The organism is Paraburkholderia sp. GAS333, assembly GCF_050435665.1.
Classification (GTDB): domain Bacteria; phylum Pseudomonadota; class Gammaproteobacteria; order Burkholderiales; family Burkholderiaceae; genus Paraburkholderia; species Paraburkholderia fungorum_A.
The window spans coordinates 240,025-252,895 of record NZ_JBNDKS010000001.1 but is presented as its reverse complement, the minus strand read 5'-3'; the positions used below and the strand labels follow the sequence as shown (position 1 = coordinate 252,895).

Genomic DNA, 12,871 nt, shown 5'->3' with positions numbered 1-12,871 from the left:
CCGCACTCACCGCGTTCACGGCGCGGCGGCCGCCGTGCTCAACGTCCATTGCGCGACGAGATCCGGCAACTGGCGCATATCGTCGAAGACGTGGCGTGCGCCTGCTGCATGCAGCTTATCGATCTGCGCGTCGCTCGCATGACCACCGCCGATAAAACCCAGCACCGTCATACCCGCAGCCGTCGCTGCCGTCACGCCCGTCACGCTGTCTTCGACGACGAGGCACAAGGCCGGCGCGAGGCCGAGACCCTGTGCCGCCGCGAGATAGACATCGGGCGCAGGCTTTGGATTCGGCACGGCATCCGCGCAAAACAGCCGGTCATCGAAAAACTGCACGAGGCCGGTGCGCTTCAGCACAGTCTCCACGTACGGCCGAAAGCTGTTGCTCGCGCAGCCTTTCACCAGCGGCACCTGGGCAAGCGCGGCCTCGATGCCGTCTACCGTCGGCGCTTGCATCGCGGCGGCTTCCACCGCGCGGCGGATCGCGTCGATATCGTCGGCGCTGAGGCTCTTGCCGAGTTGCGCCGCCGTGCCCTGCAACACCATTTCGATGCGCAGGCCAAGCAGCGGCAGCACGACCGGCTCGACATCGGTGTCGGGCCAGCGTGCTTCCAGTTCATGCACCAGCATGCGCGCTGCCACGGCTTCGCTGTCGATCAGCACGCCGTCGCAATCGCAGATCAGCGCGAGGTTGCGTGCATTCGTCCCTGCGGTCATTTCACCGCCCCGAATGTAAGGCCGCGCACCAGTTGCTTCTGCGACAGCCAGCCGACGATCAGGATGGGCGCGACCGCCAGCAGCGAAGCCGCCGACAGCTTGGCCCAGAACAACCCTTCAGGACTCGAATACGACGCGATGAACACGGTCAGCGGCGCGGCGTTCGAACTCGATAGGTTGATGCTCCAGAACGCTTCGTTCCACGACAGGATCACCAGCAGCAGCGCGGTGGATGCAAGCCCCGGCAGCGACATCGGCATCAGCAGATAGACGATTTCCTGCCACGTCGCCGCACCGTCGATGCGCCCCGCTTCGAGAATATCGCGTGGAATTTCGGCGAAGTACGTGAACGACATCCACACCGCAATCGGCAGATTGATCAGCGTGTAGACGATCACCAGACCCGACACCGTGTCGAGCAGCCCGCTGTTTTTCCACAGCAGATAGATCGGCACCAGCACGCCGACCGACGGCATCATCTTGGTGGACAGCATCCACAGCAACACTTTCTGCGTGCGGCGCGTCGGGAAGAACGCCATCGCGTAGGCAGCGGGCACGGCGAGAATCAGGCACAGCACCGTAACGCCCACGGAAATCAGAATCGAGTTCCACGCGAACGAAAAGTAGTTACTGCGCGCGAACACTTCGCGGAAGCTATCGAGCGTTGGAATAAAAAACAGCGACGATGAATAGGCCTGCTGCTCGGTCTTGAATGCGGTGATCGTCATCCAGAAGATCGGGAAAAACAGCAGCAGCGCGACGAGCCACGCAATCACGCCAGGAATGCCACGGCGGATCACATCGAACGGCGACTTGGCCGGCACGGTCATGGGCGTCGTCGACGACGCCGGAGTGGAGGCAACGTGGCTCATTTTTCGTACTCCCCTTTGAGGTTCTTCGCGAGCATCCGCACGAGGAAGAACGACACGATGTTAGCCAGCACGACAGCGAGAATGCCGCCCGCCGACGCAAGACCGACGTCGAACTGTTGCAGGCCCAGCGAGAAAATCAGGTACGACAGATTGGTGGTCGCGGTGCCCGGACCGCCGCCCGTGGTCGTGTAGATTTCGGCGAAGATCGACAGCAGGAAAATCGTTTCCATCATCACCACCACGGCGATCGCGCGCTTCAGGTGCGGCAGCGTGATGTAGAAGAACATCGAGAACGGCCCCGCGCCGTCGATCTTCGCAGCTTCCTTCTGCTCCTGGTCGAGCGACTGGATCGCCGTGAACAGGATCAGGAACGCGAACGGCAGCCACTGCCACGCGACGATCATGATGACCGCGATCAGCGGGTAGTCGGCGAACCAGTCGATCGGCTGCATGCCCATCGCGCGCATGCCCTGCGCGATCAGGCCATACACCGGGTGCAGGATCATGTTCTTCCAGATCAACGCGCTGACGGTCGGCATCACGAAGAACGGCGCGATGGCGAGCAGCCGCGCAACGCCCTGGCCGTAAAACTTGCGGTCGAACAGAATCGACATCAGCACGCCGCCGACCACCGTGATCACCAGCACGGAGATGATCAGTTCGAGCGTATGCGCGATCGACGGGAGAAACGAAGGATCGGTGGCAAGGAACCGGTAGTTGTCGAAGCCGGCAAAACCGCGAATATCCGGATTCAGCAGGTTGTAGCGCGAGAACGAAAACCAGATCGTCATCGCGAGCGGGATCGCCATCCACAACACCAGCACGGCGACCGACGGCGTGGCTAGCCAGCGTGCTGAATTGGCCTTGCGGGCTTCACGTTCTTTTTCTGTCTGGGGATGGGCATGCATGAGAGGTAGGCGCAAAGGACGCATGATTGACCACCTGTTCGGTAATGCGCGGACTGTTTGCATCGGCCGCGCGAACTGCTGCGGCATCTGGCGACGCCACAACGTCCGCACGCGGCGGAACAGGTCCGCTGTGCTGCGTGGGCCGGCTGACGGGCGTCAGCCGGCGCGTGCCACATTAACCGTGTGGCGGGTTTCCCGATCCGGGCGGCTTACTTCTGATAGCCGGCCTGCTTGACCGCGCGATCCGCGGTGGCGTTGCCTGCTGCCAGCGCCTGATCGACCGTCATCTGACCGGCAATCGCACCGGAGATGCTCTGACCGACCACGGTGCCGAACGACTGGAACTCAGGAATCCCGACGAACTGCACACCGGTGTACGGCACCGGCTTGAGCGTCGGATGATCCGGGTCCGCTGTTTCGATCGCCTTCAGCACGAATGCGCCGAACGGTGCGGCCTTCTGGTACTCGGGGCGCGCGTAAGTCGACTGACGCGTTCCCGGCGGCACCGAGGCCCAGCCTTCGTCCTTCGCGACCAGTTCGATGTATTCCTTCGAGGTCGCCCACGTGATGAACTTCTTCGCCGAATCAGCCTGCTTCGACGACTTCGGAATCGCGAGCGCCCAGGCCCACAACCAGTGCGAACCCTTCGGCGTGACCGCGATCGGCGCGGCCGCGAAGCCGACCTTGTCCGCAATCTGCGACTGGTTCTTGTTGTAGAGCATGCCCGCTGCAACCGTCGCGTCGATCCACATCGCGCACTTGCCCGACGACATCAGCGTGAGGTTTTCGTTGAAGCCATTCGAGCTGGCTCCCGGAGGGCCGTCCTTGCGCAGCAGATCGACGTAGAACGTCATCGCCTTCTTCCATTCCGGCGACGTGAGCTGCGCATTCCACTTCTCGTCGAACCAGCGTCCGCCGAACGTGTTCACGACCGTCGTGCCATACGCCATGTTTTCGCCCCAGCCCGCCTTGCCGCGCAGGCAGATGCCGTACTGGCCGTTGGCCTTGTCGGTGAGCTTGTCGGCGAATTGTGCGATCTGGTCGTAGGTCGGCTGATCCGGCATCTTGAGGCCGGCCTTGTCGAACAGGTCCTTGCGGTAATACGTCATCGAGCTTTCGACGTAGAACGGCAGCGCGTACAACTGACCACCGCTAGACAAGCCGTCGCGGGCCGTCTTCACGACGTCGTTCAGATCGTAATCGGCGGGGAGATTCGTGAGCGGCGTGAGCCAGCCGCGCTTGCCCCATTGCGGCGTTTCGTACGCGCCGATCGTCATCACGTCGAACTGGCCGCTGCCAGTGGTGATGTCGGTCGTCGCGCGTTGACGCAACACGTTTTCTTCGAGAATCACCCAGTTCAGCTTGATGTCCGGATTCGCTTTTTCGAATGCGGGCGAGAGCTTTTTCAGCTCGATCATGTCCGGGTTGTTCAACGTGGCGATGGTCACCGTCGCCGCGGATGCGCTCAACGCGAAGCACGCGACAGCGCCGGCACTCGCCGCTTTCAGCGCGGATTTGAAGGCTGGTTTCATGTGATGTCTCCTTTTTCTCGTACGTTATGTGGTGCTGCGTCTGTTTTACGAAAATGACGGTGAAATGAGCAAGGCTCGCGCCTGCAATCAACTCATCCAGTTACCGCCGTCGACGTTCAAGGTTTGTGCGGTGATGTAATCAGCGTCCGCCGATGCGAGGAACAATGCAGCGCCGGTCAGATCGTCGGGCACACCCATGCGCCCGAGCGGCACCGCTTCGCCGACCAGGCGTTTCTTCTCGCCGAGCGGCCGGTTTTCATACTGCGCGAACAGCGCGTCGACCTCTTTCCACATCGGCGTATCGACGACGCCCGGCGCAATGCCGTTCACGTTGATCTTGTGCGGCGCGAGCGCCAGTGCCGCCGACTGCGTATAGCTGAGCACGGCGGCCTTGGTCGCGCAGTAGTGCGACACGAGCGCCTCGCCGCGCCGCCCGGCTTGCGATGACATATTGATGATCTTGCCGCCATGTCCCTGCTCGACCATTTTTCGCGCGACGGTTTGCATCAGGAAGAACATGCCCTTCACGTTGACCGCGAACAGGCGGTCGAACACGTCCCAGGATTCGTCGAGGATCGGGCGCATGTCGAACAGCGCCGCGTTGTTGAACAGAATGTCGACCTGACCGAAACGCTCCAGCGTGCTCGCCAGAATGCGTTCGATATCGTCGCGGCGCGTGACGTCAGCGCTGACGGTCAGCACGCGGTCGCCGTGAGCGGCACGCAGCGCGTCGCCGAAACTGTCGGCCGGTTTCACGTCGACCAGCACGCAACGCGCGCCTTCGTCCAGATACCGTTTGGCCACCGCCTCGCCGATTCCGCTTGCCGCGCCCGTCAGAATCGCCACCTTGTCTTGCAATCGTGCCGCCACTGCCTGTCTCCGGTTCGTTCTGCTTGTCGAGATTCTTGAGTCGCGGTGAGCGAACGCTCATTGCGCGAACAATTGCTCTGCTTGTGGTCGAATGATCGGATACGGACCGGGTCATGTCAAGGCGCTCTGACAGATTTCGATGGTGCAGCGCGGAAGGCCTCCTACGCGCATTGCATGCCCTCAGCCAAATTAGTACGAGAAATCGCGGACTGCCAATCCGCATTTCTGCGCGACCCGCTGACAAAAAATCGAGATACGTTATATCATTCCGACCTTGCTTCGATTGGGCAGCCAGCGAAGCGTCCGTTGCTCACTCATTGCCGCTTGCCGGGGAGGCCCACGCCGATGGCCATGTCGATTGCAGAACACCGCGCCGTGCGGCTCGCGCACGCCGAAGCGCACGCCGCGTTGCATGGGCTCGCGCTGACGCCGCTGCGTCGTCAGGTATACGCGGCGATCGTGGCGAGCGAGCGGCCCATCGGCGCCTACGAATTGATGGACACGCTCGAACCGCAGCGCGGCCGGATGCCGCCCACCACGGTGTATCGCGCGCTCGAGTTTCTGCTCGCGCACGGCTTCGTCCACCGGATCGAGTCGAAGAATGCGTTCGTGGCCTGTTGCGAGATCGGCGTGCCGCATCGCAGCCAGTTTCTGATGTGCGACGGTTGTGGCGCGACCGTCGAGATTCCCGGCGACGACCTCGCCGATCAGTTGTCGCATAGCGAACCCGCGCATGGATTCGAGGTACGCCGGCAGGTGATCGAACTGAGCGGTTTGTGTGCGCTGTGCGCGCGGGCGGAACGGGCTGCGGGGGCGTCGGCATGACGGGAACGTGGCGAAAAATGACGCGCCCGGCGGTCTGCATCGCGGCACGCTCGGCAGCGAGCCTGAACGAAGGGCCGCCGCCGCTTTGGGCGGCCACTACCGCGCACAAAACCGCGCGTCGATCCACGCACCCGGACCGCGCAATCGCCCGCCTTCGCCGCGGCCCGGGCGCCCCATTTCAACCTCTGTGATTCATTCAACTCTCACGCAGCAGGAAACAACGATGAAAAAGATCGGCTCGAAGTGGATCGGGGCGCACCGTGCGCTGAAACTGTCGAAGTATCTGGCCGCAGGCGCGGCGGTGTTCGCGCTCGCTCACAGCGCGTTCGCGGCGGACCCGAAAATCCCGGTGGTCGCCGCGGAAAACTTCTATGGCGACGTGGTCCAGCAACTGGGCGGCGATCGCGTGGACGTGACGAGCATCCTCAGCAACCCCGACCAGGACCCGCATCTGTTCGAAGCCAGCCCGAAGACCGCGCGCGCGTTGCAGCATGCGAGCCTTGTGGTCTACAACGGCGCCGACTACGATCCGTGGATGGCAAAATTGCTGGCCGCGTCGAAGGGAGCGAAGCGCACGGTCATCGTCGCCGCCGACCTCACCGGCAGGAAAGGCGGCGATAATCCGCACCTCTGGTACGACCCGGCGACCATGCCGAAAGTGGCGCGCGCGGTGAGCGACGCACTGGTCGCGGCTGACCCGGCGCACAAGTCGGCGTACGATGCGAACCTCGCGAAGTTTCTCGACTCGCTGAAGCCGATCGACGCCAAAGTCGCTGATCTGCATGGCCGCTATGCGGGCCTGCCGGTCACGGCGACCGAACCGGTGTTCGGCTACATGTCGGACGCGATCGGGCTGAGCATGCGCAACCAGCGCTTCCAGCTCGCGGCGATGAACGACACCGAAGCCAGCGCGAGCGATATCGCCGCGTTCGAACGCGATCTGCGCGAGAAGCAGGTGCGCGTTCTGATCTATAACAGCCAGGCAACCGAGGCCCTGACCCAACGTATGTTGAAGCTCGCGCAGCAATCGAAGGTGCCGACGATGAGCGTCACCGAAACCCAGCCGGCCGGCAAGACCTATCAGACGTGGATGCTCTCGCAGCTCGACGCGCTGGGCACGGCGCTGGCTGCGGGCGACGCGAACGGTGCAAAAGCGGCGGCCACGGCTCCGGGCGTAAAAGGAAAAACCCAATGACTTCGACTGGCCGCATCGCGCCAGCTAATCCGGCAGCCAGCGCGGCCGCCAATGCGCCTACGGGCGCAGCAGACCGGGCTTCCAGCGGAGCGCCCGTGCTCGAACTCGACCACGTGACCCTCGAACTCGGCGACCGCACGATCTTGCGCGACACTGGCTTCTCGGTGAATCAGGGCGAATTTATCGGCGTACTCGGGCCGAACGGCGCGGGCAAGACCACGCTGATGCGCGCCGTGCTCGGCCTCGTGCCGGCAGCGCACGGCTCGATCCGCGTGCTCGGTCAGCCGGTGGAGCGCGGCAACGCGTCGATCGGCTATATGCCGCAAACGCGCAGCGCGCTCGCGGGACGGCGCGTGCGCGGCCGCGATTTCGTCGCGATGGCCGCCGACGGTCATCGCTGGGGCCTGCCGCACGCCGACGCGACGACCCGCGCGGACGTCGAGCGCGTGCTGGATCTGGTGGGTGGTCTGAAGCTGGCCGAACGGCCTCTGTCGGAACTGTCGGGCGGCGAACGTCAGCGGCTGCTGCTCGCGCAGTGTCTGCTCGGCAATCCCAAGCTGCTGCTTCTGGACGAACCGCTGATCAGCCTCGACCCGCATCATCAGAAGAGCGTGGTCGAACTGGTGCGGCGCGTGCAGCGGGAACTCGGCATTGCCGTGCTGTTTTCCGCACATGAACTGAATCCGCTGCTGAACTCGCTCGACCGCGTGCTGTATCTCGGCAGCGGCGTGGCGGCGCTCGGCACCGTCGACGAGGTGATCACGCGTCCCGTGCTGTCGCGCCTCTACGGCTCGCCGATCGACGTGATGCGCGTGAACGGCCGCATCTTCGTGATGTCGGGCGACGTCGAAGTGGAAAAACACGATCACGAGCACGAACACGACGAAGCCGGCGGCCACTCGCATTCACATTCCCACGGGCATTCGCACGACCACGGCCAGTCGCACGGCCACTCACACCACGACTCACGCGACGGACACAAGCACGATGTTTGAATACGATTTCATGGTGAACGCATTCGCGGCGTCGGGGATCGTCGCGGTGCTGGCGGGCGTGGTCGGCTATTTTCTGGTGATGCGCGGACAGACCTTCGCGGGCCACGCGCTGTCGCACGTCGGCTTCACCGGCGCGACCGGCGCAGTGCTGATCGGCATCTCCCCGATCTGGGGGATGATCGGCTTCACGCTCGCGGCGGGCATCGGCATGGGCGCGCTCGGCGAGCGTCTCGCGGGGCGCGACGTGGCGATCGGCGTGATCCTGTCGCTGTCGCTCGGCTTCGGCTTGCTGTTTCTGCACTTCTTCACCGCGTACGCGACCCAGGTCACGGCGCTGCTGTTCGGCAACGTGCTCGGCGTGAATTCGTCGACGCTGGTCGTGCTCGCGGCGTTGGGCGTGGTCAGCCTGGGCGCGCTGGCCGTGATCATGCGGCCCTTGCTGTTCGCGTCGTTGCAGCCGGAACTGGCCGAGGCCAAAGGCGTGTCGCTGCGCCGCGTGTCGGTGCTGTTTCTCGCGATCGCCGCGCTGGCTGTCGCCGCCTGTACGCAGATCGTCGGCGTGTTGCTGGTGTTCACGCTGATGGTCGGCCCAGCTGCGGCCGCACAGAACATGACGACGCGTTTGTCGACCGGCCTCGTGCTTGCTGCGGTATTCGCGCTGGTGCAGGCGTGGCTGGGTCTGACGCTGGCTTTCTATACCGACTGGCCGACGAGCTTCTGGATCACCGTGCTGTCGGCGGTGGTGTATGGCGGGAGTTTGTTGCGGCGGCGCTAGGCCGCGAGTGAGGTTTTCCGATAACGGCGGCTGATGCATCTGCGCGCCGCCGTCGTCGGTCTACCCGGTCCTAGAGCAGCACCTTCGCGTGATGCGCGAGGTGATCCTCGATGAACGTCGAGATGAAGTAATAGCCGTGGTCGTAACCCGCGTGACGCCGTAACGTCAGCGGCTGACCGGCGGCCTGGCAAGCGGCTTCGAACACATCCGGATTCAGTTGCTCGGCGAGGAATTGATCCGCGAGACCCTGATCCACCAGAATCCCTTCTGCGAACTTGCGCGACGCGCGCGCGACCAGTTCGCTCGCGTCGTACTGCTTCCACGCTTCGCGGTCGTCACCCAGATAACCGCCGAACGCCTTCTCGCCCCATGGGCAGCGCGTCGGCGCGGCAATCGGCGCGAATGCCGACACCGACCGGTAAATCTCCGGATTCTTCAGCGCCAGCATCAACGCGCCGTGACCGCCCATCGAATGCCCGAAGATGCCGAGCCGCGCGCCGTCCACCGGCAGATTCGCGAGCACCGTTTCGCGCAGTTCGTCCCGCACGTAGGAGTACATCCGGTAGTGCTTCGACCAAGGTTCCTGCGTGGCATCGACATAGAAACCCGCGCCCACGCCGAAGTCCCACGCCGCGCTTTCGCCCGGCACGCCCGCACCGCGCGGACTCGTGTCCGGCGCGATCAGCGCGATGCCGTGCTGCGCGGCGAAGCGCTGCGCGCCGCCCTTCATCGGAAAGGTTTCTTCGGTGCAGGTCAAACCCGCGAGGTAGAACAGCGCGGGCACGTTCGCGTTCGGCTGCAAAGCCTGCGGCGGCAGGTACACCGAGAAACGCATCGGCAGACCGATGGTCTGCGATGCGTGCCGGTAGAAGCGCTGCTCGCCGCCGTGGCTCGCGTGCGACGACAATAATTCAAGCATCGCTACGCTCCTGGTTTAGTACAGCACGACCGAGCGGATCGACTCGCCCTTCTTCATCAGATCGAAGCCTTCGTTGATGCGTTCGAGCGGCAGACGGTGCGTGATCAGATCGTCGATATTGATCTTGCCTTCCATGTACCAGTCGACGATCTTCGGCACGTCGGTGCGGCCACGTGCGCCGCCGAATGCGGAGCCCTTCCACTCGCGGCCGGTCACGAGCTGGAACGGACGCGTGCTGATTTCCTCGCCCGCCGCCGCCACGCCGATGATGAACGACTGGCCCCAACCCTTGTGCGTGCATTCGAGCGCCTGACGCATCACCTTCGTGTTGCCGATGCATTCGAACGAGTAGTCCGCGCCGCCATCGGTGAGTTGCACGATATGGTCGACCACGTTCTCGACTTCGTTCGGGTTGATGAAGTGCGTCATGCCGAACTTCTTCGCCAGTTCGACGCGGCCCGGGTTCAGATCGACGCCGATGATCTTGTCCGCGCCGACCATCTTCGCGCCCTGGATCACGTTCAGCCCGATGCCGCCGAGACCGAACACCACCACGTTCGCGCCCGCTTCGACCTTCGCCGAATACACGACCGCGCCGACGCCGGTCGTCACGCCGCAGCCGATGTAGCAGATCTTGTCGAACGGCGCGTCTTCACGCACTTTCGCGACCGCGATTTCCGGCACGACGATGTAGTTCGAAAACGTGGACGTGCCCATGTAGTGAAACAGCGGCTTGCCGTCGAGCGAGAAACGCGAGGTTGCGTCGGGCATCAAGCCCTTGCCTTGCGTCGAACGGATGGCCTGGCACAGGTTGGTCTTGCGCGACAGACAGAACTTGCACTGGCGGCATTCCGGCGTGTACAGCGGAATGACGTGGTCGCCCTTCTTCAACGTGCCGACGCCCGGACCCGTGTCGACGATCACACCGGCGCCTTCGTGGCCGAGAATCGCCGGGAAAATGCCTTCGGGGTCTGCGCCCGACAGCGTGTAGTAGTCGGTATGACAGATGCCCGTTGCCTTCACTTCGATCAGGACTTCACCGGCACGCGGCCCTTCGAGATCGACTTCCTCGATCGTCAACGGGGCGCCGGCTTTCCATGCAATTGCTGCTTTCGTTTTCATCGTGAATGCTCCTGTGAGTCTGTGAATGCAACGCGTCGCGGGCGATTGCCGCGCGGCGCGTGGGTGTCGGGCTGTTGCTGCGTTCTACGTGCGCCTGCTTCGCACGCTGGCATCTGACGCCGGGCTCGCACGCTGTTCGCCGCTCGCGTAAAGCCAGGCGATGACGGCTCAGTGATCGACATAGGCAGCGTACCTCCCCATGCCGCCGATACCTCCGCGCTTCAACTTAACGTGCGAAAAGCGTAATGGTATTGCAAAGTGCGTCACGGCATTGTCCATCCCGGACATTGCGCAGGCTAGCGCGGCGATGTGTCGCCGAACCAGCTTTCTACCCGGCCATAAAGATCGAGGAAACGTGCGTAACGCTCGGCAAGCTGCGCATCGTCTCGCGGACCGGCGACACGCGTCGCGCCTGGCGCAAGCGTGGCGAGATCGTCCGCGTGCCAGTGTCCGCTTGCGAGACCGCCGAGAATGGCAGCGCCGCGTGGCGCGGCATTCGGACAATCCACCGCATATAGCTCGACGTTCAACGCATTGGCGAGCAACTGACGCCAACGGGGATCGACGGAACCGCCGCCCGCGAGCTTCAGCATTGTCACCGACGCGCCGCTCGCGCGGATCGCGTCGAGCCCGGCACGCAGTGAAAATGCGACGCCTTCGAACGCGGCACGCATCATCGTGCCGGGCGTGTGGTCGAGCGCGAGGCCGAGCCAGCCGCCACGCGCGCTCGGGTTGAGCCATGGTGTGCGTTCGCCGGTGAGGTACGGGAGAAAGGTCAGGCTGGCGCTGGCGTCGGCATCGTCGAATGCATCCCGGTAAGCATCAGTCCATTCATACGATAGCCATCCGCGGACACGCTCCAGTGCAATGCCGACGTTCTGCATCGCCGCCATCCGGTACCAGTGATCGCTCGCCGCCCGATAGCGATGCAAGCCGCGCACCGCAGTGGGCGATTGTGCGGACAGCACGACGATCTGGCCGCCAGTGCCGGTGGTCAGCAACGCGTCGCCGTCGTGCGCGAGGCCGCTGCCGAGCGCGGCGCACGGCGTATCCGCGCCGCCGGTCGCGAGCACGATTCCCGCGCGCAGACCCAACGCGCGCGCCGCTTCGTCCGACAACACGCCGCCCGCTGCATAAGATGGCGCCAGCGGCGCGAACCATTCACGCGGAATGTCGAGCCGCCCCAGCAGCGCCGCGTCCCACACGCCGGCGGGATCGGCGAGCGCGGTTGCACAGGCGTCCGACGGATCGGTGGCCACCGCGCCGCCTAACGCGACGCGCAGCCAGTCTTTCGGCTGCAACGCCCAGCGCGTACGGCTCGCCGACTGCGGCTCGTGCAGCACGATCCAGCGCAACAGCGGCCCCGCCATGCCGGGCGCGACCGGATTCGGCTGCGGCTCGGGCCATTGCGCGAGCAGATCCAGAGCGCGCGTGTCGGGCCACAGCATCGCGGGCCGCACTGCTTCGTGCTTTTCATCGATCAATACGACGCCGTGCATCTGCCCGGAGAAACCAATGGCCTGCACGTCGCCGCGCAAATCGTCCGGCAGACGCGCCATCGCATCGCACAACGCGCGCCACCAGGTTTGCACCGATGTCTCGGCCCAACCCGCATGCGGTGTTTCGAGTGCGTACGCGACGCTCGCGACGGCCTGCTCGCGCCCTTGCCGATCGACGATTGCCACTTTGAGGGAACCGGTGCCGAGATCGATGCCGAGAAAACTCATGAGCGATGTGTTGAAAGTGAGGTAAGCGTGAATCAACGAAAACGGAGCGATGAAAGGCCACGCGACAGGCGGAAAATCATGCGTGCCGTCACACGAAAAAACATCGGGAAAATGCCCGCAAAACGCGTCGGTTTTCACATGCGCGCCGCCCTTTGCAAAGTCTCCCGAACGCCCGCCGAAAAAGCAGAATAGCGGGTTAACCCCGTCACCGGACGAGCCACCTCAAAACAGGACTATGCGCTGAGCGGGATACACCTCATTGATTCTCACACATATCCCATCGGCGAGGACATACGGGGCGGCCAACGCTGAATCGCCGCTGCAAGGGGCTGAGCGGGTCGGCGAGATTCACGCACCTTTAAATCCCCTTTCAATCGACGCCCACGCATATCGTCACCGGGAATGCCGGAATAG

12 protein-coding genes are annotated in these 12,871 nt (G+C 63.8%); 4 read left to right on the top strand and 8 right to left on the bottom strand.

Annotated features, from left to right (window positions below; all coding sequences use genetic code 11):
• Nucleotides 1-15: 15 nt before the first annotated feature.
• The 5 genes from ABH945_RS01165 to ABH945_RS01145 all read right to left on the bottom strand — a co-directional run bounded on the left by ABH945_RS01165 (nucleotide 16) and on the right by ABH945_RS01145 (nucleotide 4,899).
• Nucleotides 16-717 (bottom strand): HAD family hydrolase, encoded by a 702-nt coding sequence (locus ABH945_RS01165; RefSeq protein WP_429249471.1) that lies wholly within the window; start codon nucleotides 715-717, stop codon nucleotides 16-18.
• A complete protein-coding gene (locus ABH945_RS01160; RefSeq protein WP_171910250.1) occupies nucleotides 714-1,547 on the bottom strand; it encodes a carbohydrate ABC transporter permease in 834 nt (277 codons plus the stop codon). Before ABH945_RS01160 ends, ABH945_RS01165 begins: the two co-directional genes overlap by 4 nt.
• 38 nt (nucleotides 1,548-1,585) lie before the next feature.
• Nucleotides 1,586-2,521, bottom strand: a complete 936-nt coding sequence (locus ABH945_RS01155; RefSeq protein ID WP_074765526.1) for a carbohydrate ABC transporter permease — start codon at nucleotides 2,519-2,521, stop codon at nucleotides 1,586-1,588.
• Between the two features lie 185 nt (nucleotides 2,522-2,706).
• On the bottom strand, nucleotides 2,707-4,029 hold the full coding sequence (locus tag ABH945_RS01150; RefSeq protein WP_074765528.1) for an ABC transporter substrate-binding protein: 1,323 nt from the start codon (nucleotides 4,027-4,029) through the stop codon (nucleotides 2,707-2,709).
• Between the two features lie 87 nt (nucleotides 4,030-4,116).
• Entirely contained in the window at nucleotides 4,117-4,899 is a 783-nt protein-coding gene (locus ABH945_RS01145; protein ID WP_074765530.1) for an L-iditol 2-dehydrogenase, read from the bottom strand.
• A gap of 345 nt (nucleotides 4,900-5,244) precedes the next feature.
• On the opposite strand from ABH945_RS01145, the gene ABH945_RS01140 reads away from it, so the two are divergent.
• From ABH945_RS01140 to ABH945_RS01125, 4 genes are all read left to right on the top strand, one after another.
• Nucleotides 5,245-5,724 (top strand): Fur family transcriptional regulator, encoded by a 480-nt coding sequence (locus ABH945_RS01140; RefSeq protein WP_074765532.1) that lies wholly within the window; start codon nucleotides 5,245-5,247, stop codon nucleotides 5,722-5,724.
• A gap of 223 nt (nucleotides 5,725-5,947) precedes the next feature.
• Entirely contained in the window at nucleotides 5,948-6,919 is a 972-nt protein-coding gene (locus ABH945_RS01135) for a metal ABC transporter solute-binding protein (RefSeq protein ID WP_429249470.1), read from the top strand.
• The gene (locus ABH945_RS01130) at nucleotides 6,916-7,914 is read left to right on the top strand and encodes an ABC transporter ATP-binding protein (protein ID WP_074765536.1); all 999 of its coding nucleotides are present in this window, start codon (nucleotides 6,916-6,918) and stop codon (nucleotides 7,912-7,914) included. Before ABH945_RS01135 ends, ABH945_RS01130 begins: the two co-directional genes overlap by 4 nt.
• On the top strand, nucleotides 7,907-8,689 hold the full coding sequence (locus ABH945_RS01125; protein WP_429249469.1) for a metal ABC transporter permease: 783 nt from the start codon (nucleotides 7,907-7,909) through the stop codon (nucleotides 8,687-8,689). Before ABH945_RS01130 ends, ABH945_RS01125 begins: the two co-directional genes overlap by 8 nt.
• A gap of 70 nt (nucleotides 8,690-8,759) precedes the next feature.
• Here the strand turns inward: ABH945_RS01125 and fghA are convergent, their stop codons facing one another.
• The 3 genes from fghA to ABH945_RS01110 form a co-directional block, all read right to left on the bottom strand.
• Nucleotides 8,760-9,608, bottom strand: coding sequence for an S-formylglutathione hydrolase (fghA, locus tag ABH945_RS01120; protein WP_429249468.1), 849 nt, complete (start codon nucleotides 9,606-9,608; stop codon nucleotides 8,760-8,762).
• Nucleotides 9,609-9,623: 15 nt separating this feature from the next.
• Nucleotides 9,624-10,730: an S-(hydroxymethyl)glutathione dehydrogenase/class III alcohol dehydrogenase gene (locus tag ABH945_RS01115; RefSeq protein WP_042321278.1), complete on the bottom strand. Its 1,107-nt coding sequence runs from the start codon at nucleotides 10,728-10,730 to the stop codon at nucleotides 9,624-9,626.
• A gap of 296 nt (nucleotides 10,731-11,026) precedes the next feature.
• Nucleotides 11,027-12,457 (bottom strand): xylulokinase, encoded by a 1,431-nt coding sequence (locus tag ABH945_RS01110; protein WP_429249467.1) that lies wholly within the window; start codon nucleotides 12,455-12,457, stop codon nucleotides 11,027-11,029.
• Between the last annotated feature and the right edge of the window lie 414 nt (nucleotides 12,458-12,871).